The sequence below is a fragment of the Antrihabitans spumae genome (assembly GCF_043944905.1).
Classification (GTDB): domain Bacteria; phylum Actinomycetota; class Actinomycetes; order Mycobacteriales; family Mycobacteriaceae; genus Antrihabitans; species Antrihabitans spumae.
In genome coordinates this window covers 18756-43507 of the sequence record NZ_JBIMSN010000003.1, presented here as the reverse complement: position 1 = coordinate 43507, position 24752 = coordinate 18756, and the positions used below count along the sequence as shown (strand labels likewise).

The window sequence follows — 24752 nt, the reverse complement described above, 5'->3', positions numbered from 1 at the left end:
ACGTCAAGTTCAAGTTCGATCCGGAATGCGCAGCGCATTCGTCCAGATCCGGGTCGCTGTGAACACCAACTGCTCGAACGTCGCCGAATCGCCTGGTCCGTCGCCGACGACGAACGCGCCGTAGGCGAGCCGACTGATCATCGATGACAACGCGCGCGACGCGAGCTCCGCATCCAACTCACGGTCGGCGAGCCCGCGGCGTTGCAGGTCCGCGATCGAACGTGCATTGCGCTGAACGAACGCATCGCTGCGACGGCGTCGCAGCTCGCGAAATGCCGGATCGACGTTGGACACCTGCTCGAGGAGACCCATCAGCCGCGAATTGCGTTGGTAAGCCTCGAAGTACGCCCGATTGCTCGCCTCGATCACTGCATGCGGATCGTCAGCGGGAGCGACGCGTCCGGTGCCGGGATGCAGCATGTCCTCCTGCGCGATCTCGAGGACCGCGGCGAGTATTTCGTCCTTGCCCGCGAAGTAGGTATAAAACGAGCCGGTCGCACAGTTGGCTTCTTTTGCGATGTCGGTCAGTCGCGCATCGACGTAACCGTCACGCTCGAAGACGACCCGCGCCGCCTCGATCAGCGCAGCCCGCGTCCGATTACCCCGTTGGGTCGCCGGCGGCTCACGAAGCAGCGATGCCCGCGCGAGCGACGGCGGCACAACGGAGTCGGACTCGGCATCCGGCCGTTGCACTGACATGTCGCTACTTATACGTGAATCGTCCCTCGAGTCCAAGGACGGTCGAGTGCGGCAACTCACCTTCACCGGACCTCCCGGCGCGCTAACGTTGAAGGTATGGCCATCGCAGACCACCTCCGCAAGACCCTCGACGGACCTTGGCACGAACTGCGCGAGAAGTCCCGCGTGGATCTGAACCGCCCGGAATTTCTCCCTCACTACACCCCCGACCTGGCCGAGGCTCGCGCGAAGGCGCTGTCGCAGATGCAACTCCTTGCGGCAGAGGGCTACGCAGGCAGCGCGTTCAGCGTGGAGCACGGCGGCACCGGCAACGTTGCGGGCGCCGTCACCAGCGTCGAAATGCTTGCGATGTCGGACCTTTCGCTGATGGTGAAGGCCGGCGTCCAGTGGGGCCTCTTCGGTGGTGCGATCGAAAACCTCGGCACCAAGCGCCATCACGATCTCTACGTGAAGCCGTTGATCGATCTCGACCTGCTCGGCTGCTTCGCCATGACCGAGACCGGTCACGGCAGCGACGTCCAAGAACTCGAGACGACCGCGACCTACGACCACGAGACACGTGAATTCGTCGTGCACAGCCCGACGCCGTCCGCACGCAAGGACTACATCGGTGGTGCGGCCCAACATGCCCGTGTCGCAGCGGTTTTCGCGCAACTCGTGATCGACGGCGAGTCCAAGGGCGTGCACTGCTTCGTGGTCCCCATCCGCGACGAGGACGGCAAAGACCTGCCGGGCGTCACCACGTCGGACTGCGGTTACAAGGGCGGACTACCCGGCGTCGACAACGGCCGCATCATGTTCGATCAGGTCCGCATCCCGCGTGAGAACCTCCTCAACAAATACGGCGACGTCAGCGAGCACGGCAACTACTCGTCGGCGATCGACAACACCAATCGCAGGTTCTTCACCATGGTCGGCACGCTGGTGCGCGGTCGCGTGACCGTCGGTGGTTCCGCCGCCGCCGCGACGAAGGTCGCGTTGACCATCGCGACCCGATATGCGTTGCAGCGCAGGCAGTTCAACGCGCCCAAGAGCGACGAAGAAGTTCTGATCATGGACTACCTCGCGCACCAGCGCAGATTGTTCCCCCTGATCGCGCAGTCCTACGCACTCGGCTTCGCGCAGAACGAACTGATCGGGAAGCTGCACAAGATTCAGACCTCCGACGACGCGGACCCGCACGAACAGCGCGAACTCGAAGGTCGCGCTGCGGGACTCAAAGCCGCCAACACCGAACATGCGACGCGCGCGATTCAGGAATGTCGTAAAGCCTGCGGTGGCGCCGGCTACCTGACGGAGAACCGCCTGGTCGCGTTGAAGGCCGACACCGACGTCTTCACGACGTTCGAAGGCGACAACGTCGTCCTGACGCAGTTGGTCGCGAAAGAACTGCTGACCGGTTACGCCGACGAGATTCACGGCATGAGCCCGGTCGAATGGATGAAGTTCGCGACCGTGACCGTCGGCGATCTGGTCAAGAAACGCACGGCCGCAATCCAAATCTTGCAGACCATCATCGACACGCGGCAGGACAACGAAGAGGAAGGCAGCCTCTTCAACCGCGGTACTCAGCTCGGCATGTTCGAGGACCGCGAAGAATATCTGCTGAGCACCGCCGCACGTCGCCTGCAGGGTGCGTCCAAGCGCGAAGACGACCCGTTCGATGCGTTCAACTTCGTGCAGGACCACGTCCTGCACGCCGCTCGTGCGCACATCGATCGTGTTGTCCTGGAAGCATTTATCGGCGGTATCGACACCTGCGCCGACCCCGAGACCAAGGAACTGCTCAACGATCTGTGCGACCTGTACGCACTGTCCATCATCGACGAGGACAAAGCCTGGTTCATGGAGCACCGCTACCTCTCGGTGGAACGAGCGAAGGCAGTGACACGGGCGATCAACGATCGCTGCCGGGTGCTGCGTCCTCATGCACGCGAACTGGTCGACGGTCTCGGCGTTCCCGAGTATCTGCTCGGCGCCGCAATGCTGGAACACTAGGCGGCTATGCCACTCGTGAGTCCTTTCGGAGGGCCCGCCCACCAAAAGGACTCACGAGCCGCTTGCGGCCTACGTCAGCAGGGCGAGAGCCCGGCACGGACCCCCTGACCCGCCAGCGTGTTTGGGGGCACCGATCACGACGGTCGCACCAGCAGCGGGTACCGCGGCCAGATTTGCGAGTGCTTCGACGCCGTATCTGCCTGCGCCGAGTACGGCTACGTGTGTGCCGTAGTCGGTGCTGCTCGAACGATCGATGCTGAGCGTGTCGACCCCGATTCCTACGACGTTGCGTTGCTCGACGAGGAACGTCGCGGCCTCGGGCGCGAAGCCAGGTGCATGTGGGATGCCGAGTGCATCCTGGTTCACGAAGGTGCGCGGATCGCTCAGCCGCGCTTCCCATCCCGAATACATGGCGACAAAGCCGCGATCCGGGATGCGTCCGTGCGCGGCCTCCCACACTTCGAGGTCGGCGATGGTCAGCACAGCGTCGGGGTCGACTGCGGCGCGCGCAGCGATATCCACGACGACCAACGGTGCGACGAGGTCTTGGGCGGCGATGCGTTCGGTCGTCAAACCGCCGGTGATCTTGTGGGCAGGCGCGTCGATATGCGTGCCGATGTGCTCGGAGAATTGCAGTTTGTTGATGTAGAAACCGCCGCGATCGATCGATCCGACAGCGCTCATCGCGAACGGTTCGTCACCCGGCCACACCGGAAACCCAGTACTGAGAATGTGTGTCAGGTCGACGACCTCGCCGCTCGCGAGTTCTTTCGCGCCTGCAGGTGCCGCCATCGAGACTGCGCCGACCGCAACCGATCCGACCGCTCCGAGCAGCGCGCGGCGGCTCATCGCAGCCGCCCGCCGAGTCACCTGCTTGTGCACGTGCGCCATAACCGCGGGAGAGCACACGGCGTCAGCTCCTCGGGGTGAGCAGCAGGACCTGGTCGTCCTTGCCGTTGTCGGTGGTGATCAGCAGCGACCCGTCCGCAGTAGCGGTGGCGGAGCGCAGCCTACCGAACTGGTTCTCCAACGCCACCGCGGTGTGCACAACGCTGCGACCGTCCTCAGCGAGCTTCAGGAACACCATCTTCTTGCCCTGCTGTGTCGGAATCGCAAGGGCCCCTTCCCATTCGCCCCAGCCCGAGCCGGCGACGAAGGTGCCACCCGGCGTGGCCAACGTCGGTGCGCCCGAACTCCACACCGCAGGAATCGCGCCGGGCACCCGAATCGGATCGGTCATCGGCACGGTTTCGTTGTAGAAAAACGGAATCAGGTCGGGGCTGTAGCCGTAGTTGCCGCCGGACTGCAGCAGGTTCACTTCGTCGTCGCGGTCGGTGCCCTGCTCGATCGCATAGATGCGCCTGGTCCCCGGTTGCACTGCCAGCCCCTGTGGGTTGCGATGACCTCGGGTGAACACCGGGCTGCGCGGATCAGGGTTTCCCGCTGCGGGAGACCCGTCGGCGTTGATGTGAAGAACTTTGCCGCCGAAGGAATTCGGATCCTGCGGGACCGAAGGGCTCGCTGCATCGCCGGTTCCGACGTACAGCGTGCCGTCGGCGGCCGCAAGCACTCGGCACCCGTCGTGGCGACCTTCCGGTCCCACGGGAATCCCCGCGAGAACGGTCGCACCCCTCGTCAAGGTCGTCCACCCGACATCGACCGTCCAAGCGACGACACGGATGTCGGTCCCCGCCGCGTCGCGGTGCCCTTGGCAGGTGAGCAGAGTTCGGGTCGAGCTGAAGTCGGGTGCCAGGGTCAATCCCATGAGCCCGGTCTCGCCCTCGACATAAAGATCGGTGAGATCGGCGGCCAGTTGCTCCACGCTGCCGTCGGGCCGCTTGACCACGAACCTGCCACCGCGCTCGCCGGTGATGACTGCCCCATCCGGCGCCTGGGCCACATCCCACGGCTTCTTCAGGCCGGTGATCGCCGTTGTGATGAGCAGAGCGGGCAAGGGCGGCGCGGGCTGTGCCGACGCGACGGAGGTGTGGCACAGCGCGACGACGAGCGCGAATACTTGAGCACACACCACAACAAGTATCGATCGCCGCATCAGCACGCCCCTCGGCATCGGTTCAGATCGCGATCAACCTATCCGACAAATGGCGAGGCGGCCACGCGGGTCGTGAGTCTTTTCGGAGGGCCCGCCCACCAAAAGGACTCACGAGCGGCGCAGCCGCCTTTACGAACGAACGAGACGCGCGATCGCGTCGGAGGCTTCCTTCACCTTCGCATCGGCCTCGGGTCCGCCTTCGCGCGCTGCTGCAACGACGCAACCCGCGAGGTGGGCATCGAGCAATTTGAGGGAAACCGATTGCAGCGCACTGGTGACAGCGGATACCTGCGTGAGCACGTCGATGCAGTAGCGGTCGTCGGAGACCATCCGCGAGATACCCGCGACCTGGCCCTCGATCCGCCGAAGCCGCTTGAGCAGCTCGTCCTTCTCCGGAGAGTACGAGTTCATTTCTCTACCATACCCCCCTTAGGTACTCAAGAGCCTCGTTCGCAAGCTAGGTCTCTTCGCGACCGAGAACGCGCCGCACACAGTCGATGGTAAGCACCCCGGCAATCAGAACGAGCAGAACCGCCAACGTGAGCCACGAGCCCGAATAGTAGGTGCCCGAGTACGGCGGGGCGCCCTCGAGAACCGGACCGAAATCGGACGTCCGCACACCCTGTCCCCAGCAGAGAAACACCGCGACCACGCAGAGCACGACAACGACGCTCTCACACGCGATCAGCGCAGCCCTACGCGTCATCCGACTCCCGTGGGTTCGAGAACCACGGTGCTGCCGCCGGCCGATAGACGACGACCGATGCAGTGATCAGCAAGATGGGAACCAGCAAGAGGTAGGTCGGGCTCAGTCCGAGGAGGACGGTGGCGATCTGCAGCACCGCGAAGATTCCGGACAGTGTGACCAGCGCACGTCGATATCTGGCGTCGCCGGCCTTGACAGCACCGGACAGAAAACCGACGACGACGCCTACAAGCAACGACACAACGCCGATACCGCGAATCAGCCGAATGAGTCCGTCGATACTGTCCGCATTCGTACCGAGATCGACCAGGCGAGTTCGGAGCACGTCACCGGACGTGGTGGCAATCAGAAGTCCGGAGAAGACGAGCACCACGGCGGCGAACATCCACAGCCAGTAGGCGACGGAGACCGACGAGGGACGCGGCAGATTGATCGGAGAATCAGGCGAGGAAGTCACGGGACCATCTTGCGGCACATACGCGATTGCTCGCGCGGCGGAACGATCCGCGAGCCGGTACTCCTCAGCCGAGCAGGCCGGGAACGGTGAGCAGCACAACCGCAACGAGTCCGAACAACGCCACGATGACGCCGATGATGGCCAGCTCGCGCCTCAGACTGTGGTCCTGCTCGATCACTACGCGCATTGTTGAAAGACCCTTCGCAAACTCGCCCGATAAGTCGCGTGACTCGCACGCGAATGCCATACGTCAATGACCACTCGGTGGCTGTGCGGTGTCACTATTCCAAACAATGGATTACCAACAGGAGCCAACCGCAAACCCAGTGACAGCACTCACAGTACAGGTGGGCGTGTCGCGTGCAAACTCACGGCGCGTCCGATGGCGTCAAGCTCAGGTTCGAGTAAAGCGTTGCAGGAAATAGGCGTTCGATTCTTTGCGGTGAATCAGGTAGATGGCACCTGCGGCCAACACGGCCTGCACGATGCTCGCACCACCGATGACCAGCATCGCAGCACTGTCGGGCGCAGCAAGACCCAGCAGATTCGGCACGGCGAGAATCACAAGCAGCACGCCGATCATGGTCAGCAGCGTCCGCGCCCACTGTCGACCGCGACGCATCTGGTACCCGATCACAAGGGCGACAGCTCCGACCACCAGGCCGATGACCGCAACGAGAGCCATGCCGGCGAACACCAGCAACTCCACACTGTCCTGGGTCAGTTTCAGGTTCGGATCTCGGGCGGTGACGTCTTTCAGCAATTGTTCGGCGAGACTCGAGCGCTCACCGAACATCAGCGCGAGCGAGCCGAGGAGATTGACGAAGCCGAATCCGATGACGCCCCACCACAACTGGTATGCCGTTGCGACGTCGACAGGTACCGGCGCCGGCTCAGCTTTTGCTGGGTTCGTGATCATGACGACGTTCCCGACAGCGTGCGCGCGATGTCGACCGCGAAATAGGTGAGAATCACGTCTGCGCCGGCCCGTTTGATGCAGACCAACGATTCGAGCGCAGCAGCATCGCGATCGATCCAGCCGTTGTTCGCAGCGGCGACGATCATCGAATATTCGCCGGAGATTTGGTACGCGGCAACGGGAACCGGCGATCGGTCGGCGACCTCGCGCAAGATGTCGAGGTAGGACATCGCCGGCTTGACCATGACGATGTCGGCGCCCTCGGCAACGTCGAGGTCGGTTTCCAGCTGCGCCTCACGTCGATTCGCACTGTCCTGCTGGTAGGTGCGTCGATCGCCCTGCAGCGACGATCCGACAGCCTCCCTGAAGGGTCCGTAGAAGGCCGACGCATATTTCGCGGCATACGCGATGATGCCCGCATCGGTCTGCCCGGCAGCATCGAGTGCGCTTCTGATCGCACCGACCTGGCCGTCCATCATGCCGCTCGTACCGAGTAGGTCCGCACCCGAATCCGCCTGCGCGAGAGCCATATCGACGTACCGCGACAGCGTCGCATCGTTGTCGACCGCGCCGTGCGCATCGAGGACGCCGCAGTGGCCGTGATCGGTGAACTCGTCGAGGCAGGTATCTGCCATGACAACAGCGTCGACGCCCAATTCGCTTCGCAGCGTTCGCAATCCGCGATTGAGAATGCCATCGGGATCGAACGCAGCCGACCCGGTCGCGTCCTTGTCCTCGGCTCTCGGTACGCCGAACAGCATCAACCCGCCGACGCCCGCGGCGATCGCATCGACTGCCGCGGAACGCAACGAGTCGAGACTGTGCTGCACGACGCCGGGCATCGACGAAATCTCACGTGGCGCCTCGATGCCGTCGGCTACGAACATCGGCAGCACCAAATGTCTTGGCTCCAGCGATGTTTGAGCTACGAGACGACGTAACGCGGGAGTTCGACGCAATCTGCGCGGACGATCGGCCGGAAAGATGGGTCACCCTCACTTCGTTCGGTTGTGCGCGGTCAAGGGGTCTATCAACAAGCTTGTGGACCTCCTTGACCGCGCACAGGGCGCGTCAGCGCCTACGGCTCTTCTTGCGCGGCGGCGGGAGCGCACCCTCGGCACGCAGCCGGGACGCATGCTCGGCGAGAGCTTCCACCAGCGGACCGACCTGGGCCAACTCCGGCTGCACATCGACGCGCAGGCCGAACTCGATCGCGGTCTCCGCGGTCTTCGGTCCGATGCACGCCACCAGTGTCCGCGCATGTGGCTTTCCGGCAATGCCGACCAGATTGCGGACCGTCGAAGACGAGGTGAACAGCACGGCATCGAATCCGCCGGTCTTGATCATCTCGCGGGTCTCGGCTGGGGGCGGTGCCGCCCGAACCGTGCGATATGCGGTGACGTCGTCGATTTCCCAGCCGCGCTCACGCAGACCCTCTGCGAGGGTCTCCGTCGCAATGTCCGCACGCGGCAACAGGACTCGGTTGACCGGGTCGAAAACGTCGTCGTAGGGCGCGAATTCGTCGAGCAGGCCCTGGCTCGACTGCTCACCGGTCGGCACGAGTTCCGGCTTGATACCGAACGACCGCACCTTGTCGGCAGTCGCCTCACCGACGCAGGCGATCTTCACGCCGGAGAACGCCCGAGCGTCGAGACCGAATTCGGCGAACTTCTCCCACACCGCGCGCACGGCATTCGTCGAGGTGAACACGACCCACTGATAGCGGCCGTCGACGAGACCCTTGACTGCGCGTTCCATCTGCGCGGGACTACGCGGCGGCTCGACGGCGATCGTCGGCACCTCGATGGGGATGGCACCGTGCGTGACCAGCCGCTCACTCATCTCGCCTGCCTGATCCTTCGTGCGAGGCACGAGGATCGTCCAGCCGTAGAGTGCGCGCGATTCCCACCACGACATCTTGTTGCGCTGACCGACTACCTTGCCGACCGTCACGACCAGCGGTCCGAGCAGTTCGGCACCGGCGTCGTTCAGCGTCGCGAGCGTCGCATCCACGGTCCGCTGCTGACGTGTCGTGCCGCGCACGGTGATGGCAACGGGGGTCTGCGGCGCAAGACCGTGCTCGACGAGGGCACTTGCCGTCTCGGCGAGATGACCCGACGTGGCATGCAGAACGAGGGGTCCGGGTGCGGCCGCGAGCGAAGTCCAATCGACCTCGCCACGAACGTCGGCCTCGGTGTGCGTCGAACCGAGCGCCATACCGGCGTAGCTCGGAACAGCCGAACCGCCGGGCAGGCCGGGCAGTACCTCGAAATGCACCTGCGTGCGGGCGACGGCTCCGACCTCGGAGATGACCGAGTCGGTCGTCATCGGATCGCCTGCGACGACGCGGACGACATCGTGTCCGTTGCGGGCCTCCGTGATCAGCATCTTGGCGACCTCTGCAGGGTCACCGAGCGCTGGTCGCACCTCGGCTACCGGCTCGCCGGTCTCGGCATCGCATTCGACGGCAGAGCCGATCAAAGCGACGACGCCGCGATCGACATCGGGATCGGTGAAGGCCAGCTCGGCGCCGACGAGCACATCGCGTGCACGCACAGTGAGCAGGGCCGGATCGCCCGGGCCGGATCCGACGAACAGGATCCGTCCGGGAGTGTTCTTGCGGGCTCGGCTCATGGGTTGTTCTCCAGTGCTTTTGTTTCTCGAGCAATCAGGTTCATCGTTTGGTCGGTGGCTGTGGCTGGCGGCACCGACCGCAATCGAGGAGGTCGAGGTACCGGCTCACCCATCGCCTCCACCCCCTCTCATGAGTTCACGCGCGCCGAGCTCCAACAACTCGCGAGCAAGGTCGCGACCGAGCTCGTGAGCGCGGTCCGGCGATCCGACGATGGAGGCGCGGACGCCGTCCGAACCGTCGATCGCGACCGCGCAGGCGCGCAGGGAAAGTTCGTCGAAAATTCGGCCGTCTTCGTCGATCGATTCGACGACCTCGGCCAGTGCGCCGACCGGTGCTGTGCAGCCTGCTTCGAGCTCGGCGAGCACTGCACGTTCGGCAACGATGGCCGCGCGCGTCGGTGCGTCGTCGAGCGCCGACAGCGCGGTGGCAAGTTCGGTATCGGTTGCCCTGCACTCGACCGCGAGCGCACCCTGGGCAGGCGCGGGCAGCATCTGCACGGGTTCGAGTGCTTCGGTCACCGCGTCGAGACGGCCGATCCGCGAAAGACCTGCGCGTGCGACGACAACAGCGTCGAGTTCACCGCTGCTGACCTTCGACAGCCGGGTATCGAGATTTCCGCGCAGCGGCACGATGTCGAGCCCGAGGCCGAGCGCATGCAGCTGAGCGATGCGACGTGGTGCCGACGTACCGATCCGAGAACCGGCGGGCAATTCGCCGAGCACCAGATTGTCGCGGGCGACGAGCGCGTCACGCGGATCCTCACGCACCGGGATGGCTGCGATGGTGAACCTGGCGTCGGGTGCGGTCGGCAGGTCCTTGTACGAATGCACGGCGATGTCGACAGCGCCCGCAGCGAGCTGATCGCGAAGCGCAGTGGTGAAGACCCCGACACCGATCTTGGCGACCGGCTCCGACGACTCGTCGCCTGCGGTCCGCACGATGACAAGCTCGGCACGGTGACCTGCGCCGATCAACGCGTCGCGAACGGTTCCCGCCTGCGTAGTCGCAAGGAGGCTGCCGCGGGTGCCGATCTTCCAGACCGTCTGGGTGTCGACGGACGTCTCGTCGGCCGATGCGGTGGTGGCTGTCATGGCCTCGCCCCCCGCTCCTGCGCGCGGATGACGTCGGCGATCTCGTGTCCGATCGTGAAATCGTCGGCCAACTCGACGGCGCCGATCTCCATCGGAGTCGCGACGGCCTGGGCAGCTCCGGGCTTCAATTCGAAAAGCTCGCGCAGCGCTTCGGCATAGGTGTCTCCGCCTGGCGTCGAGGCGAGTTGCTTCACCCGGACGGTCGGCGCGTGCAGCAGTTTGTCGACGACGCGTCGAACGGTACGAGCAACCTCGTCACGCTGCGGATCGTCGAGACTCGGCAACCGGGATTCCAGACGCATCAGTTCGGCTTCGACCACTTCGGCAGCGCGCTGACGCAGTGCTGTGACGGTGGGAGTGACTTCGGCGAGTCGTTGGCCGGTCAGATAGGACGCGAGCTCACCCGCGACGATGTCGCGTGCGGCATCTTCGTCGGCTGCTGCTGCACCCGCTGCGGGATCGCGTTGCAGCGTCTCCATGTCGATGACGCTCACCCCGGGAAGTCCGGAGACGGCATGCTCGACGTCGCGCGGCAGACCGAGGTCGCAGATGACGAGCGGGCTGTCGCTGCGCCGGTCGGAAAGCGCGAGATGCGCCGCGGCGAGAGTGACGACAGTTCCGACCGCGCCTGTACAGGTGATGAGGACGTCGGCCTGAGACATTGCCGACGTGAGCTCGTCGAGAGCGACGGCTTCGGCTTCGACGCCGTTCGAGCGGGCGGTCTCCGCCAACCGTTCGGCGCGCTCACGGGTGCGGTTGACGACGATGATCTTGCCGATGCCGGCACGGGTCAGCTGTGCGACCGACAGCCCACCCATCGAACCGGCTCCGACGACAACGCCCGTTCGCCCGACCAGTCCGGTGCCGCTGGTTGCGCCGGCGCCCGCGATCAGCGCGGCTGCTCGATCGAGCGCAACGGACACGACCGACGCGCCCGCCGAATCGATTCCGGTTTCGGAGTGCACACGCTTGCCGACACGCAGCGCGTGCTGAGCGAGCTCGTGCAGCACCCTGCCTGCCGCCTGCTGCGCATCCGAGGACGCATACGCCGAGCGAATTTGGCCGAGCACCTGCTGCTCGCCGATCACCATCGAATCGAGTCCGCTGGCAACCGCGAAGAGGTGTTCTGCAGCGGCCTCGCTGTAGCGAACGTAGGCATGCTTGGTGAGGTCTGCCATCGGCATCCCCGCGTGCTTGGCAAGCAACTCGCCGACCTCGGCAAGAGCGCCGTGGAACGCATCCACCACCGCGTACACCTCGACGCGATTACAGGTCGACACGATCATCGCCTCGGAAATGTGGCTCGACGCCAGCATCTTGTCTGTCAGCTTCGGTCGATCGGTCTCCGATATGGCGACACGCTCGAGGACTGCGACGGGGGCGCTCCGATGCGAAATCCCGACTAGCAGAACGCTCATTGCCGAACCACCGATCCCTTGCTGTTGGTAGTCGTGTTCGCGACGGTGCCCTGCGCCGGTGCGCTCGCCGCGGTCGCGGCACTGCGCGGACCTCGGCTGCGTCCGAGTCGGGTCGACGGAACACGAGACTGGTTGGCGGTTGCAGCTTCGGCATCGACGATCTCGGCGTTGCGTGCACTGCGGAAAGACAACATCTGCATTTCGACCGCAAGATCGACCCGGCGGACCTCGACGTGATCCGGTGCTTCGAGCTCGACCGGTGTGAAGCTGAGGATGCAGCGCAGACCGGCCTCGACCAGGCGATCGCACACGTTCTGTGCAGCCTCGTCGGGAACCGCGATGACGGCGATGGTCGGCTGCAACTCGATGCACGCCGCGAGCAGAGCACCTGCGTCACGCACTTCGAGTTCGCTGACAACGGTGCCGACGACGCCTGGCGCGGTGTCGAACAGGCCGACCATGGCAAATCCCCTGCGGCCGAAACCGCCGTACCCGGCGAGTGCTCTACCGAGGTTGCCGACACCGACCAGTACGACCCGATGGCCTTGGTCGAGGCCCAGCGCGGTTTCGATCCGATCGCGCAACCGCGAGACGTCGTAGCCGACGCCACGGACCCCGTTCGGACCGAGGAACGACAGATCCTTACGCAGCTTCGCCGAACCGACACCCGCCGCCGCAGCCAACTCCTCGCTGGATACGATGAGCGTTCCCTCGTCGACCATGACGCTCAACACCCGAAGATAGGTAGCCAGACGCGAGACCGTTGCTTGCGGAATGTCCTTGGCCGCATGCAGACTCTTCGTCGAGTGCAAACCATCGCTTCGGGGAGCAGCGGAAACGCCGCGCACACCTGGCGCCGGGTGCTGCTCGGTCACGTTTTGGCTCCTCGTCCGGCGGTTTCAGCTGCCGGGGTTCACGCTGTTCCGGGGAATGTTTCACACCACGGTAACTGCTTGTGAAGCCATTCCCAAAGTCGGCGATCCTCCCCACCGATCACCCCCGCGACAGCGACGGCGCCGAACCGCTACGTTTCGGCGCAAATCCTCAGCGCTGCAAGTCTGCTCGCAACCGCGCCTCGTCGACCTCCCAATAGCTGTGCTCCCGACCGTCGAGCAGCACGACAGGCAGACGATCGCCGTACTCGGCGCGCAATTCGGGTGACGTCGCGGCAATTGCGTCGACATCGACGGACTCGAGTTCGATTCCGACCTCACCGCAGATCGAGACGAGCTGCCCCCGTGCCCGCTCACAGAGTCCGCAGCCGGCGCGGGTCAGCAGTACAACGGAATGTGTGGGCGGTGTCATGGCGTTTACTCTGCCATCGGAGAAGAACCAGCCGGGCTAATGTTGTTGGGCAGGTTCGAACGCCGACACGGGAGGTATGAGTGCCTGGCCAATCAGGTCCGGACGGATCAGGGCCGGTCGTCGGCCGGCTGAGCGCTGGCACGAGCCGTCGTCGTCCACGAAATCCGTTGGGACCGACGGAAGCCGAAGTCCGCGCAAATCTTGCAGGCGAAGCGAGCGCGGAGGCCGCATTCGCGCTGCACGAAGCCGAAGCGAATTCAGCTCTCGAGCCCGACACAGAGCAGCCTGCGATCCCCCGCGACCTAACCGCTGCCGCATTCTTCGACGTGGACAACACGATGGTCCAGGGCGCGTCGATCGTGCACTTCGCACGTGGCCTTGCCGCAAGGAAGTACCTCAATACCTCCGACCTGGTCGACTTCGCGTGGAAGCAGATGAAGTTCCGCGTGACAGGCAAGGAAAGCAGCAACGACGTTGCAAGCGGCCGCGAGAAGGCACTGTCCTTCATCGCAGGCCGATCGACAGCCGAACTCGCCCGACTCGGCGAGGAAATCTACGACGAGATCATCTTCGAGAAGATCTGGCCGGGCACGCGCGCACTCGCGCAGATGCACCTCGACGCCGGGCAGCAGGTCTGGCTGGTCACGGCGACGCCGCTCGAACTCGCCCAGGTGATCGCCAAGCGACTCGGGCTGACCGGTGCTCTCGGGACCGTGGCGGAGAGCGAGAACGGTCTGTTCACAGGTCGTCTCGTCGGCGACATCCTGCACGGCATGGGCAAGGCGCACGCGGTACGCACCCTTGCCATCCGTGAAGGTCTCAATCTGAAGCGGTGTACCGCGTACTCCGACAGCCACAACGATGTACCGATGCTCTCGCTCGTCGGCACAGCGGTCGCGATCAATCCCGATTCGGATCTGCGGGAGCTTGCCAAGAACCGCGGCTGGGAGATCCGGGATTTCCGGACCGCGCGCAAAGCGGCGAAGGTGGGCGTTCCGACCGCACTCGTGCTCGGCGCGGCAGGCGGCGCCCTGGCGGCTGCGATTACGCGACGCCGCGAACTGCTCGGCTGAGCAGCCTGGCGTTATCCCAGAAAGACGTTGCGCCGCTTGGCAAGTAGCCGATACAGCGTCTGCTGAATCGTTTCGCGGACGTGGTCGGTGACCTCGAACGTGACCATCGGGTCGTCGGCGTCGGCCGGTGTGTAGGAGTCGGTGTAGATCGGCTCGCCGAACTCGATGTACCACTTCGACGGCAGTGGAATCAGGCCGAGCGGACCCAGATGCGGGAACAGCGGAGTGACCGGGAAGTACGGCAGTCCGAGCAGCCGCGCGATCGGCGCGAGGTCACCGATCTTCGGGTAGATCTCCTCGGATCCGACGATCGAGCACGGAATGATCGGCGCTCCGGTCCGCATTGCCGCCGACACGAAGCCACCGCGGCCGAACCGCTGCAGCTTGTAGCGCTCGTTGTAGGGCTTGCCGATGCCCTTGAAGCCTTCGGGGAACACAGCGACGAGTTCGCCGTTGCGCAGCAGCCGCTCGGCATCGGGGTTGCAGGCGAGCGTATGACCGGCCTTGCGAGCGATCGAGCCGACAACGGGCGTCTCGAAGAGCAGGTCGGCTGCAAGCATGCGCAGCGGCCGATTGAGTGGGTGGTGATCGTGCACCGCGACCGACGTCATCAGCCCGTCGATCGGAACGACACCAGCGTGGTTGGCGACGATCAGTGCGGCGCCGTGCAACGGCAGGTTTTCGATGCCGCTGACCTCGACGCGAAACCAGTTGTCGTAGATCGGCCGCAACGCAGGAAGGAAGATCGACTCGGCCCAGTGGCTATCGAAGCCGAACTCGTCGACGTGGTAGTCACCGACGACGCGACGGCGAAGGAAGTCGGCGGTCCCGGAGATCTGCTTCGAGACCCGGCGACGAATACCTTCGGCGAGCGATTGCGGCGGGTTCGACTCCTCGATGCGCTCGGTGATCGACGTGACTGCGCCGAATTGCTCGGTGTCGATCGCGTGACGACGCCGACTCACCGAGCGACTCGGCTTTGCCGCCGCGTCCGTGTGCAGAGGGATGACCTTCGCTACTTCGTTCATCTCGCAATGCCCTTCGTATTCGGCGATCCGGCTTGGGCTCCGACGAGCTCGAGCAATCTGGTTTCTGCCGAATTGATCCATTCGGGGTTGATGACCGGCCGCAGCGCTGCGCCCTTCACAAAATCATCGAATGCCTGCAGTGTCGTCCACCGTGGCTCGAAGCCGAGTTCGGTGCGCATTCTCGATGTTTCGAGACCGCAGCCGAAGTGGTAGTAGTCGAGTTGCTCCTGGGTGAACTCGCGCATGACCGTGCCCATCAGGCCCTTGCCTGCGGTGCGGAACAGGAAGAACGGCATCGGCACTTCGATCCTGCCCGCGCGCCGGACCGCCTGCGACATCATGATCACGCCGTCACCTGCGATGTTGTACGTGCCCGCGCGTCCGCCGACGGTCGCGTGCTCCAACGCCGAGAGCGCGTCCTCTTCGTGGAGGAGTTGCAGCCGAGCATCGCGTCCGATGATGGTCGGAACTATCGGGGGCGCGAAGTATCGCGACATCGCGCCGTTGAGCCGTGGCCCGACGAGTGGTGAGAGGCGCAGGGTGGAGATCGCAATATCCGGGCGACGACGCCCGAGGCCGCGCGCGAATGCCTCGACCTCGATCGTGTCGCGCGCGAATGCGCCCTTCGGTGGGGTCCGCGCGCTCATCTGCTCGGTGAACTTGATCGGGTCCCTCGCGCTGGCGCCGTAGACGGCCGACGACGACCGAACCACAACTTTGCGCACACTCGGCGCCTTCTGGCACACGGCGAACAACTGCATGGCGCCGAGGACGTTGAGGTCCTTCATCGCGGTCCGACTACCCGACTTGGGCGGGCGCGAAATCGTCGCCGCATGGACGACCGTATCGACGTTGTTGCCCGAAATCACTTTGCCGATAAGCGGATTGCGGATGTCGGCGCGGATGAACTCGGCCCTGCCCATCCGGCGAAGCATGTCTTTGCTCGGCGTCTTGACGTCGACTGCGATGACCCTGTCGATCGCAGGATTCTGCGCGAGTCTGGCAACCAGATAGCCGGAGAGGAATCTGCTCGCGCCCGTGACCAGCACGACGCTCGGTGTGTGCACACCGCGTTCGTTCTGACTCACTTGCGACTCCTCGCGCTGAGGTGGACCCGATCCGGTCCTGACACATCTGCCCCGATGTGGTCTCGAAACGATCGAACTGCCTGATCAGCTTCGACCAACGTGGTCGAGCCTAACGACTACGTCTGCCGCCCGACAGGTTTGCAGCAGCTTCTTACAGTTAATTAATGTTACGAATCCCACATCATGAGACGGCCGACAAGTGGTCGAGCGACCAGAATCAGATCCGAAACAGGAGATGCCCGCCCCCTCGAAAGGGACGGGCATCCACGCTGTGTTCGGCTACTTGCCGAGTTTCCTACGCTGCACTCGCGTGCGACGAAGCAACTTGCGATGCTTCTTCTTCGACATGCGCTTGCGACGCTTCTTGATCACAGAACCCATAGCGGGTAGCCCTCGCGTTCTTCTTTTGCCTGGTTGCGCACGCCGGATACGTACGCCTTCATTTTCCGCACAGCGCCCAAGAAACCGGCTGGCACGACAGGTCACCATCGTACCCGTGCCGGGCACGCACAACGAAACCGAGGTCACCCGAACGCTCACGTTCGGATATCGCCGATCGCATTGCGCGCACCCTGAGCCACCGCGCCAGTGATGTTGACCTTCGACCCGTCAGCCGGCGTCGAAGTACGAGGTCTCCAAGTAGTCGTGCACCGCCTTCGAGTGCACCCGGAACGAACGCCCGACGCGCACGGCAGGTAGTTCACCTCCGTGTACGAGTCGGTACACCGTCATCTTGGACACCCTCATCAGACTCGCCACTTCGGCGACCGTGAGGAACTGCGTTCCACCGAGGGTGCCTTGACCGTCCGAAGACGATCCTGAACCCTGCGGCGGCTTGTTTACAGACGCCATAGACCCACATACCTCCGGCACGACTCGCGCCGCCGGCTTCCCCACCGGCGGAACAGACACGCACGTGCTGTGTGGAGCTTAGCGGGACCAGTGGGGTTAATGCGACGGGTGTGGGCAAATGAACCTTTATTCGTTTGTGACACCCTGTTGCGCCGAACGGTCCTTCGCAGCGTGCAAAGCCTCTATGAATGCAGATCGGAGGCCGTTTTGCTCGAGAACTCGAAGCGCTGCGGAGGTCGTTCCGGCCGGAGAAGTTACTGCTGCTCGCAGCTCGTGGGCGTCTTCGTTCGAGCGGTCGAGCATCGCCGCAGAGCCGATCATGGTCTGAACGACGATCTCCGTCGCCGTCTTCCGGGCCAATCCGAGGCCTACCGCAGCGTCCACCATGGCCTCGACGACGAGGAAAAAGTATGCCGGCCCCGATCCCGATACAGCAGTGACCGCATCCATCTGGTTTTCGGCGACGGTCACGACCTTGCCGACCGATTGCAGGACGTCACGCACCAAGTCCAGGTGGGCATCCTTGACGTAGCGACCCGGCGCCAGGACGCTCATGCCTTCACCGACGAGCATCGGGGTATTCGGCATCACCCGGATCACCGGGAAACCTGCGGGCAGCTTGGGTTCGTAGCGGCTCGTCGGAATACCGGCGACGAGCGAGACGAGTAGCTGCTCGCGCTCGGCATCGAGCTCGACCTCGGACAGTGCGCTCATCACGGCGTCGACGTCGCCCGGCTTGACCGCAACCACGATCACGTCGGCACCTTCGGCGGCGTCGGCGACGGTCGTCACGCGCACGCCGAACTCCTGTGCGAGTTCCTTCGCCCTGGCAGGCATCTGTTCGGCGACAACAAGGTCCTTGGTCGCACGGCCTGCCTCGAGGAGCCCGGCGACCAGTGCCTCACCGATCCGGCCGCCACCGATAACTGCAATTCTCGTCATGGCGGAAACAATAGGGCCTTCGGCCTCGTGAGCACTTTCGGTGGTCCCGCCCACCGAAAGGACGCACGAGCGGCGAAGCCGCCTACCGCTGCGGGATCAACGCAAGTTGCCTGCTCTGAACGACGACGGCACCGGTCGAATCGAGGATCAGGTGATCCTCGTCGAAGAAGCGCGTGCCGATAGACCTGCTGCTCGACATGACACGCAACCAGCCCGGCGCAGGCCTGCGTTGCAGATAGGTCGTCAGCTGAATCGTCGGCGCCCAACCGAACATGCCGCGGTTGAAGACGACCGGCGGACTGATGTCACCGGCCATCATCGCGAACAGCGGCGCGATATCGGGATCGTTCTCGTCCTCGGCGAACGGTCGCGCCCACAGGCGCAGCATCGGCTCACCCTGACCACCCGTCATAAACGCCGCAGAGGTCGGATCGAGACGAAGTTCGCAACCCTTGGCTATGTTCACGACCTTGCCGAGCGGGCTGCTGCCGTCGTACCGATGCGCGTCCTCCGGCGGCTCGGCCGGCATGGATGTCAGAGCGTCGAGTTGGTGCACCGGCGGATCGACGTCGAGCGTGCCGAGCGTCACGGCGGCACGAACGGCGACGCGGTCACCCTGCATGAGGTTCACGTCGACGAGACAGATCTGCCGACCGAGCTTGCGGACCTCGACCGACAGATCGACGGCACCGGGGTCCGGCGCACCGAGATAGTCGACACTGACCGAGACCGGCTGCAATTGCGCGGACGGACCCGTCCCCGACCGCAGCTTCCGCCTGGCTGCTGCAGCGCACACGGCGAGCATTGCGCCACCGTGCACTTTCTTGCCGATCGTCCAGATGGGATCGATCGTGCCGCCGTAGCGATCGGTGTCGACATCGGTCAGCGTGCACAGTTCGCGGAACGGTGCCGACGAGATCGCGTCCACGGGTGTCGTTGCGCTTCGTTCTTCGGTGGTCATCGGTCGTGTGCCCTTTCGTCGGCATCGGGGTCGGCATCGGGATCGAGAAGCATCGTCGCCATCAGATGTTGATGAGCGAGTCTGCGAAGTGCTGCGAGCACGGGTTCGTAGATGGCAGTCCCGAGGACGGCGTACTCGACAGTGGATTCTGGAGATCGAGCCGGCATCGATGCGAGATCGATCCGCGCTATCGCAAGCACGTGTTCGCCGTAACTGCGCAGCCGCTCGTCGCTCATCGGGATGCCGACGTCTTCCGCGGCGGCGAGCGCGTGTTCCAACTGCGCGACGGCCGGGTAGTCGGGATCGTAGATCTGACCGAGGCGGTCGAGTGCTGCTTTCGCTCGCGGATAGCCCTCTCGCACGGGCTCGAGGTAGGGCGGCAACGCCGCGAGGGCATGGCCGAGTGTGTCGAACAGCGATTCCCGTGGTTCGTCGATCAGCTCGACGATGACGCGAATCTTGGGCAGTGGTAGACCGATGCCGGCGAGTGCCTTGATCAGCGTCAGTCGGCGCAGGTGCAGATCGGTGTAGTCGGCCCGCGTCGCACTTGTCGACTCCCCCGGCATCAGCAGGCCTTCGCGCAGGTAGTACTTGACGGTCGCGAGCGGCACCCCACTGGCTGCCACCAGTTCCGATACCCGCACGAAAGTCCTCCTTGACATTGGATACCTCGACTATCCACTATTGGATAGTCGAGGTATCCACTGCTGTCGAACACTACTCGCCCCGGGGAGAAATCATGCAACCTCTGTTATCAATCGTGCTGGGCGTCACTGTGCTGACCGTCGTCGGCATCGCATTCGGGGGCACGTTCATGCTGCGCGTCGTGACCGGCGCGCACGGTGCGAACGAGCTGCAAAAGACCTTCTTCCGGGCCGGTCACGCCCACGCGGGGGTGCTCGTGACGCTCGGCCTCACCATCGGCGTGCTCACCCATGCCGCAGGCGCTGACAACGTCTGGGGCGCCGCAGGCACCATCGCCGTACTCACCGCGGCCATCTTCGTTCCGATCGGATTCTTTCTCTCCGTCCTCGGACACGATCCACAGAAACCCGGCCGGATGGTCGCCGCGATCTGGATCGGCGCGGCCCTCTTGACGGTGGGCCTGATTATCTCAGGAGTTGCCGTCGTCGTCGCCGGAGTCAGCGCGCTGTGACTCGACCTGCTGCGATTCGACCTGCTGCGTCGTTTCGGAGGCCGGCGGTTCCGAGCTCGGCGGTTCCGAATCCGACCCGCTTGACGCAGGCTGCTCGGGAATCGTCCGCCTGTTCAGGTGCACTCGAGCGAACATCAGCGCCTGATGCAGCATCGACGCGCGTTCGGTTGTCGTCTTGGCGTTCTGCGTGTTGATCTCCACAACAGCTTGCCCGTCGAAGCCACGTTTGACGAGGTACTCGCAGACCTCGACACACGGCTGTGTGCCCTGGCCGGGGATGAGGTGCTCGTCGTAGGCCGCGCCGCGACCGTCGGCTAGATGCAGGTGGGTCAGGCGCGGCCCCATCCGCGCTGCGAGAGCCATCGCATCCATACCCGCCGTAGCCGTGTGCGACAGGTCGAGCGTGTAGTGATCGTGGTCGGAATCGGTCGGATCGTACGACGGGCTGAACGCCGAAAGGCCGAGCCCAGGACCACCTCGACGCTTCAAACGTTCGACCGCAGCGTCTCGCCTGCCGAAGAAGCTGTCCGCTCGCATCGGGAACATGTTCTCGACGGCGACGATGACGTGACTGGACGACTCCAACTCGGCGACCTGGTCGCGAAAGCCTTCCGCGTATTTACGCTGCCACCGGAACGGCGGATGCACGACGACATTGCCTGCGCCGAGCGACTCCGCCATCCGAACCGATCGCTCCAACTTCGCGACGGGATCCGCACCCCACACCCGCTGCGAGATCAGCAGGCACGGTGCGTGGACCGCCTGGACGGGCACACCGTACTTGCGGACAAGCGCCTTGACCGCGTCGAGATTCTGGCTGACCGATTCCGCCCAGACCATAAGCTCGACACCGTCGTAACCGAGCTCCGCGGCGTAGCGGAACGCAGCTTCGGTGTTCTGCGGATAGACCGATGCCGTCGACATCCCGACGAGAATCTCGCGACGCCGTCCCCTGCGAGCGCGACCTCCCTGCGTTGTGTCGCTCGACGCTTTGTCGGTACCGGCCGCGCTGCCGAATATGTCGCTCAACGGGCGCTTAACAGGAAGGCGAGCGGACCCAATGTCACGAAAACTCCTACTACGACGGCAATCACGATGCTCAGGATGTCTTCGGTCTTGCGTAGGACGAGCACGAGCGCAACCAGTCCGAGAATCACGAGAACCGACAGCACGAGCGCGACGATCGGCAACATGTCCCACAGCTTCTCGAAGCCGGTGAACATGAGTGCGCCCGCGATGACGGCGACGACAGCTTGCCCGAGCAGGACGAGCCATTGTCGCGCAGCACTGCGCTCCGGCTTCGTCTCGGCTTCGGTGTTTTCGCTCGGCGTCCGATCGTCGAGAAGCTGAACCGACCCGTCGGTGTCGGAGTCGCTATCGAACTCGGAGTCGAGTTCACCCGATTGTCTGCCGCGCATCAGGTCGCCGGCGACGGTCGAACCCGAAAGCAGTTGCGGTTCACGTTCGGCCGAGGACCACGCCGTCGGACTCTGCGTTTCCGACTCGGCCCGCTTGACGAGATCGGGAGCCTTGTCCTGGGGTGCATCGAGGTCGGCAGCGGAATCCCGACCAGGCTGACGTTCGGCGCCCTTCGGCACGGCAGGCCACGCTGCGGTGGCCGTTTCGGCAGAGGCGTTGTCCCGATCTGCGCGCTCTGCGGCTACCCGATCACGTGCGGCCTTCTCACGGTCGGCCTTCTCGGACGCGGCCTTTTCACGCGCAGCCTTTTCGGACGCAGCTTTTTCGGACGCAGCTTTTTCGGACGCAGCTTTTTCGGACGCAGCTTTTTCGGACACAGCCTTTTCGGACGCAGCTTTTTCACGCGCGGCCTTTTCGGCCTTCTCCCGGTCAAGCTTGTCCCGTTCAAGCTTGTCGCGAGCGATCCGCTCGTCGCGCTCTTGTGCGGCGCGCTCGTCGGCGGCTTTCGCCTCTGCTGCAGCGCGCGCTTCGGCCTCGGGATCGTCGACGGGTTCGTCGTCGAGGACCGCATGGAACGAACCCGACGGCGACGGATCCCGGATCACCGGTATTTCGCCTGTCAGTTCGGCGACGGAGATTCCGCCCTTGGTTCCGCGCCGACGACGCCCACCGGCGGCGGAGGCCACCTGCTGGCCGTTGCGGGCGAGCAGTTCGGCCACGGAGATCTGTTTGGGTTCGCCGGAGCCGTTGTCGTCCGTGCCGTTTTCTGTCGTCATCGGGTGCTCACCACCAGGTCACCGCCCATCTCGGTATCGAGCTTTCGCAATATCAATCCCTCGCGCAGTGCCCACGGACAAATATCGATCGTCTCTACCTGCAGCGCCCGCATGGCCGCCTCGGCAATCAACGCGCCTGCCACGAGCTGCGGCGAACGGTCGATGCTCACGCCTTCCAATTCTGCACGGTCGGACGACGTCATCCGGGATATGAAGGCGATGAGTTGCCGCAAGCCGCTGCTCGTCAATGTTCGTCTGACCCGTGGACCTGCACCGGACGGTGCCGCACCGGTGAGTCGGGCCAGGGATCGGAAAGTCTTCGACGTGCCGACCGCGAGGTCGGGTGCTCCGACCGTGTTCAGTTCTTTCACCGGGTCGACAAGCTCTGCCTCCAGCCAATCGCGCAGCACAGCGACGCGACGCTTTCCTGGGGGGTCCGCCTGCAACCAGTCGCGCGTCAACCTGCCGGCACCAAGTTGCAGAGAGACGGCCACGTCGGGGTCTTCGTCGTGACCGATGCTCAGTTCGAGGGATCCGCCGCCGATGTCGAGATTGAGGATTCGACCGGCACTCCACCCGTACCAGCGGCGGACGGCGAGAAAGGTGAGTCTGGCTTCGTCGACACCCGAAAGCACTTCGAGTTCGACGCCGGTCTTCTCCCTTACCGCAGCGAGGACCGCCTCCGAGTTGTCCGCATCCCTTACCGCCGAGGTCGCGAACGCCATCAGCTCACCGCACCCCGAGGTCTTGGCGATGCTTGCGAACTCGTCGACCGTCGAGACCAGCCGATCTTCGCCTGTACGGGTGATCCGCCCTGCGTCGTCGATGTTCTCCGACAGCCGCAAGGTGGCCTTTGTCGAACTCATCGGCAGTGGGTGCCCACCACGATGTGCGTCCACTACAAGTAGATGGACGGTGTTACTTCCGACGTCGAGTACCCCTAGGCGCACAGGGACACGGTACTGGGTCTACGGTCAGCCCTTGTGACAGCAGGTGATGGTCGGCCTTCGCACAAGATGGCGCCGACACCCGAAGTAGATCTCGACTTCCCGCGCGAATGGATCGAATTCACCGATCCCGACAACGCCGAACATATCGTTGTCGCCGATCTGACGTGGCTCCTTTCTCGCTGGACCTGCGTATTCGGTACCGCAGCGTGCCAGGGGATCATCGCCGATCGTCCCGACGACGGCTGCTGCTCACACGGCGCCTTCTTTTCCGACGACGACGATCGTAAGAAGCTCGACAAAGCCGTGAAGCTGCTCACACCGCAGGACTGGCAGTTCATGGACAAGGGCGTCGGCAAGAAGGGCTACGTCGAGCAAGACGAGCTGGAGGACGAGCCCGCACTACGGACTCGGCGTTATCAGGGCGCCTGCATCTTCCTCAATCGGCCGGGTTTCGAGGGTGGCCTCGGGTGTTCGCTGCACATCATGGCGATGCGTAAAGGCATCGAGCCGTTGGAGGTCAAGCCGGAAGTGTGCTGGCAGTTGCCGATTCGCCGAACCCAGGACTGGGTCACGCGGCCGGACGGTGTCGAGATTCTCAAGACGACCATCACCGAGTACGACAGACGTGGCTGGGGTGAGGGTGGCGAGGATCTGAATTGGTACTGCAGCGGATCGCCCGACGCTCATGTCGGGACGCGACCCGTGTGGCAGTCCTACGCCCCGGAGCTCACCGAGTTGCTCGGCAAAGCCGCGTACGCGGAGCTCGCACGGCACTGCAAACGGCGAGAAGGTTTGGGGCTCATCGCGATTCACCCCGCCACCGTCCACGCCCAACGCACCTGAACCGGACCCGATCACCGCTATCGGTAACCGGGCCCGGCCGCTCGACGATCGCCGCTACGCGACTAGCAGACGATCATGCTGCTTCGAGGCTGAAGCGACGACGCTCGCTGTCGATTGCGAGAATTCGCACGCTCACCTGTGTGCCGACGGGCCATTCGAGTTGAAACGCGAGGCCGTGCAGACCTCGGTATTCGACGAACGAGCCGAAAACCACAACGTCGACGACGACGCCGTCGATCACGTCGCCTACGCCATGACGCTCGACGAAGTGCTGCCACTTCAGGTCTTGGTGGCGACTGTCTGGATCCGGAATCATGCTTTCACCTCCTTCCGCTGCAGGATTCCGCCCAAGAGGCGGGTTTCGAGCAGCGGAGGCGGCGGGG

At 64.2% G+C, this 24752-nt stretch carries 28 protein-coding genes; 4 read left to right on the top strand and 24 right to left on the bottom strand.

The window, feature by feature from the left end; all coding sequences use genetic code 11:
• Positions 1–9 precede the first annotated feature (9 nt).
• Entirely contained in the window at positions 10–699 is a 690-nt protein-coding gene (locus ACHIRB_RS00860) for a TetR/AcrR family transcriptional regulator (protein ID WP_395118347.1), read from the bottom strand.
• Positions 700–795: 96 nt separating this feature from the next.
• Here ACHIRB_RS00860 and ACHIRB_RS00855 point away from each other — a divergent pair, with 96 nt between their 5' ends.
• Positions 796–2697, top strand: a complete 1902-nt coding sequence (locus ACHIRB_RS00855; RefSeq protein WP_395118345.1) for an acyl-CoA dehydrogenase family protein — start codon at positions 796–798, stop codon at positions 2695–2697.
• Between the two features lie 69 nt (positions 2698–2766).
• Here the strand turns inward: ACHIRB_RS00855 and ACHIRB_RS00850 are convergent, their stop codons facing one another.
• The 12 genes from ACHIRB_RS00850 to ACHIRB_RS00795 form a co-directional block, all read right to left on the bottom strand.
• Positions 2767–3606, bottom strand: a complete 840-nt coding sequence (locus tag ACHIRB_RS00850) for a cyclase family protein (RefSeq protein WP_395123225.1) — start codon at positions 3604–3606, stop codon at positions 2767–2769.
• Positions 3607–3610: 4 nt separating this feature from the next.
• Complete coding sequence (locus ACHIRB_RS00845) at positions 3611–4750, bottom strand: PQQ-dependent sugar dehydrogenase (RefSeq protein ID WP_395112957.1); 1140 nt, start codon at positions 4748–4750, stop codon at positions 3611–3613.
• Positions 4751–4879: 129 nt separating this feature from the next.
• Positions 4880–5161 (bottom strand): metal-sensitive transcriptional regulator, encoded by a 282-nt coding sequence (locus ACHIRB_RS00840; RefSeq protein WP_199704501.1) that lies wholly within the window; start codon positions 5159–5161, stop codon positions 4880–4882.
• Positions 5162–5207: 46 nt separating this feature from the next.
• A complete protein-coding gene (locus ACHIRB_RS00835; RefSeq protein WP_395117238.1) occupies positions 5208–5456 on the bottom strand; it encodes a hypothetical protein in 249 nt (82 codons plus the stop codon).
• Positions 5446–5913, bottom strand: coding sequence for a hypothetical protein (locus ACHIRB_RS00830; protein WP_395117237.1), 468 nt, complete (start codon positions 5911–5913; stop codon positions 5446–5448). Before ACHIRB_RS00830 ends, ACHIRB_RS00835 begins: the two co-directional genes overlap by 11 nt.
• A 394-nt stretch (positions 5914–6307) precedes the next feature.
• Positions 6308–6832, bottom strand: a complete 525-nt coding sequence (locus ACHIRB_RS00825) for a hypothetical protein (RefSeq protein WP_395117235.1) — start codon at positions 6830–6832, stop codon at positions 6308–6310.
• Positions 6829–7818, bottom strand: coding sequence for a porphobilinogen synthase (gene hemB / locus ACHIRB_RS00820; protein WP_395123290.1), 990 nt, complete (start codon positions 7816–7818; stop codon positions 6829–6831). Before hemB ends, ACHIRB_RS00825 begins: the two co-directional genes overlap by 4 nt.
• An 85-nt stretch (positions 7819–7903) precedes the next feature.
• Positions 7904–9466 (bottom strand): bifunctional uroporphyrinogen-III C-methyltransferase/uroporphyrinogen-III synthase, encoded by a 1563-nt coding sequence (locus ACHIRB_RS00815; RefSeq protein ID WP_199704497.1) that lies wholly within the window; start codon positions 9464–9466, stop codon positions 7904–7906.
• Positions 9467–9571: 105 nt separating this feature from the next.
• On the bottom strand, positions 9572–10558 hold the full coding sequence (gene hemC, locus ACHIRB_RS00810; RefSeq protein ID WP_199704496.1) for a hydroxymethylbilane synthase: 987 nt from the start codon (positions 10556–10558) through the stop codon (positions 9572–9574).
• Positions 10555–11976, bottom strand: a complete 1422-nt coding sequence (locus ACHIRB_RS00805; RefSeq protein WP_199704495.1) for a glutamyl-tRNA reductase — start codon at positions 11974–11976, stop codon at positions 10555–10557. The genes hemC and ACHIRB_RS00805 overlap by 4 nt, the downstream gene beginning before the upstream one ends.
• Positions 11973–12851, bottom strand: coding sequence for a redox-sensing transcriptional repressor Rex (locus ACHIRB_RS00800; RefSeq protein WP_395123224.1), 879 nt, complete (start codon positions 12849–12851; stop codon positions 11973–11975). Before ACHIRB_RS00800 ends, ACHIRB_RS00805 begins: the two co-directional genes overlap by 4 nt.
• 169 nt (positions 12852–13020) lie before the next feature.
• On the bottom strand, positions 13021–13281 hold the full coding sequence (locus tag ACHIRB_RS00795; RefSeq protein ID WP_199704493.1) for a glutaredoxin family protein: 261 nt from the start codon (positions 13279–13281) through the stop codon (positions 13021–13023).
• Positions 13282–13361: 80 nt separating this feature from the next.
• On the opposite strand from ACHIRB_RS00795, the gene ACHIRB_RS00790 reads away from it, so the two are divergent.
• Complete coding sequence (locus ACHIRB_RS00790) at positions 13362–14354, top strand: HAD family hydrolase (protein ID WP_199704492.1); 993 nt, start codon at positions 13362–13364, stop codon at positions 14352–14354.
• A gap of 11 nt (positions 14355–14365) precedes the next feature.
• Here ACHIRB_RS00790 and ACHIRB_RS00785 read toward each other — a convergent pair whose 3' ends face one another.
• From ACHIRB_RS00785 to ACHIRB_RS00755, 7 genes are all read right to left on the bottom strand, one after another.
• The gene (locus tag ACHIRB_RS00785) at positions 14366–15382 is read right to left on the bottom strand and encodes a lysophospholipid acyltransferase family protein (protein ID WP_395123223.1); all 1017 of its coding nucleotides are present in this window, start codon (positions 15380–15382) and stop codon (positions 14366–14368) included.
• The gene (locus ACHIRB_RS00780; RefSeq protein WP_307829621.1) at positions 15379–16470 is read right to left on the bottom strand and encodes an NAD-dependent epimerase/dehydratase family protein; all 1092 of its coding nucleotides are present in this window, start codon (positions 16468–16470) and stop codon (positions 15379–15381) included. Before ACHIRB_RS00780 ends, ACHIRB_RS00785 begins: the two co-directional genes overlap by 4 nt.
• A gap of 279 nt (positions 16471–16749) precedes the next feature.
• Positions 16750–16851 (bottom strand): 30S ribosomal protein bS22, encoded by a 102-nt coding sequence (locus ACHIRB_RS00775; protein ID WP_003402602.1) that lies wholly within the window; start codon positions 16849–16851, stop codon positions 16750–16752.
• Between the two features lie 228 nt (positions 16852–17079).
• Positions 17080–17322, bottom strand: coding sequence for a helix-turn-helix domain-containing protein (locus tag ACHIRB_RS00770; RefSeq protein WP_199704490.1), 243 nt, complete (start codon positions 17320–17322; stop codon positions 17080–17082).
• Positions 17323–17448: 126 nt separating this feature from the next.
• Complete coding sequence (gene proC, locus ACHIRB_RS00765) at positions 17449–18264, bottom strand: pyrroline-5-carboxylate reductase (protein WP_395123222.1); 816 nt, start codon at positions 18262–18264, stop codon at positions 17449–17451.
• Between the two features lie 82 nt (positions 18265–18346).
• On the bottom strand, positions 18347–19183 hold the full coding sequence (locus ACHIRB_RS00760; RefSeq protein WP_395117249.1) for a thioesterase family protein: 837 nt from the start codon (positions 19181–19183) through the stop codon (positions 18347–18349).
• Between the two features lie 38 nt (positions 19184–19221).
• Entirely contained in the window at positions 19222–19869 is a 648-nt protein-coding gene (locus ACHIRB_RS00755; protein ID WP_395117219.1) for a MerR family transcriptional regulator, read from the bottom strand.
• A 95-nt stretch (positions 19870–19964) separates the two neighbouring features.
• On the opposite strand from ACHIRB_RS00755, the gene ACHIRB_RS00750 reads away from it, so the two are divergent.
• Positions 19965–20381, top strand: a complete 417-nt coding sequence (locus ACHIRB_RS00750) for a hypothetical protein (RefSeq protein WP_199704487.1) — start codon at positions 19965–19967, stop codon at positions 20379–20381.
• Here ACHIRB_RS00750 and ACHIRB_RS00745 read toward each other — a convergent pair.
• The 3 genes from ACHIRB_RS00745 to ACHIRB_RS00735 all read right to left on the bottom strand — a co-directional run bounded on the left by ACHIRB_RS00745 (position 20340) and on the right by ACHIRB_RS00735 (position 23526).
• Complete coding sequence (locus ACHIRB_RS00745; protein WP_395117247.1) at positions 20340–21305, bottom strand: sugar phosphate isomerase/epimerase family protein; 966 nt, start codon at positions 21303–21305, stop codon at positions 20340–20342. The two genes, ACHIRB_RS00750 and ACHIRB_RS00745, sit on opposite strands and share 42 nt — an antisense overlap.
• 101 nt (positions 21306–21406) lie before the next feature.
• Complete coding sequence (locus ACHIRB_RS31210) at positions 21407–22576, bottom strand: prolipoprotein diacylglyceryl transferase (RefSeq protein WP_417282099.1); 1170 nt, start codon at positions 22574–22576, stop codon at positions 21407–21409.
• On the bottom strand, positions 22573–23526 hold the full coding sequence (locus ACHIRB_RS00735; protein WP_199704485.1) for a Ppx/GppA family phosphatase: 954 nt from the start codon (positions 23524–23526) through the stop codon (positions 22573–22575). Before ACHIRB_RS00735 ends, ACHIRB_RS31210 begins: the two co-directional genes overlap by 4 nt.
• 66 nt (positions 23527–23592) lie before the next feature.
• Here ACHIRB_RS00735 and ACHIRB_RS00730 point away from each other — a divergent pair, with 66 nt between their 5' ends.
• Complete coding sequence (locus ACHIRB_RS00730) at positions 23593–24369, top strand: DUF3109 family protein (protein WP_395117245.1); 777 nt, start codon at positions 23593–23595, stop codon at positions 24367–24369.
• 73 nt (positions 24370–24442) lie between these two features.
• Here ACHIRB_RS00730 and ACHIRB_RS00725 read toward each other — a convergent pair whose 3' ends face one another.
• Entirely contained in the window at positions 24443–24685 is a 243-nt protein-coding gene (locus ACHIRB_RS00725) for a hypothetical protein (RefSeq protein ID WP_395117217.1), read from the bottom strand.
• Between the last annotated feature and the right edge of the window lie 67 nt (positions 24686–24752).